The sequence below is a fragment of the Klebsiella sp. 18074 genome (assembly GCF_902705905.1).
GTDB classification, from domain to species: domain Bacteria; phylum Pseudomonadota; class Gammaproteobacteria; order Enterobacterales; family Enterobacteriaceae; genus Klebsiella; species Klebsiella terrigena.
Window position 1 is genome coordinate 1 of the sequence record NZ_CACSIS010000103.1, and the last position, 447, is coordinate 447.

Annotated in this window: 1 pseudogene; it reads right to left on the bottom strand. The window is 36.7% G+C overall.

What is annotated here, in order from left to right:
* A pseudogene (gene crtQ, locus GVK32_RS28735) lies at window positions 1-437 on the bottom strand (4,4'-diaponeurosporenoate glycosyltransferase); the annotation flags it as partial.
* Window positions 438-447 lie beyond the last annotated feature (10 nt).

Here is a 447-nt window from a genome sequence, read left to right on the forward strand (position 1 = left end):
AATTGATACTGATTAATCAACGTTTCAACAGCATCTTTCCTTAAGAAAGTTACATCAGCATCTACAAAGGCAATACGATTCGTACATGCATGCGTCACACCTTGATAACAAGCATGTGATTTCCCATACCATTTGCCGTCAGTATCATCAACAACATCTACTACAGTCGCACCATATGAACGTGCTACACGTGCTGTTTCATCTGTCGATCCGTCATTCATAACAATGACATCTACTGGAACTTGCTGTTGTATTATCGAATGTAGTAAATGACCTATTCTTTTTTCTTCATTTCTAGCCGGAATAATAATTGTTAATGCTTTATGATTGAAGTTCAGCGTTTTCGTCTTTAGCTGATGTCTACGATTAAATATCAATGCACCACACGCCATAGACATGGTCACTATTACTGTTAATATTCGTGATAACCATTTCATAGATATCACT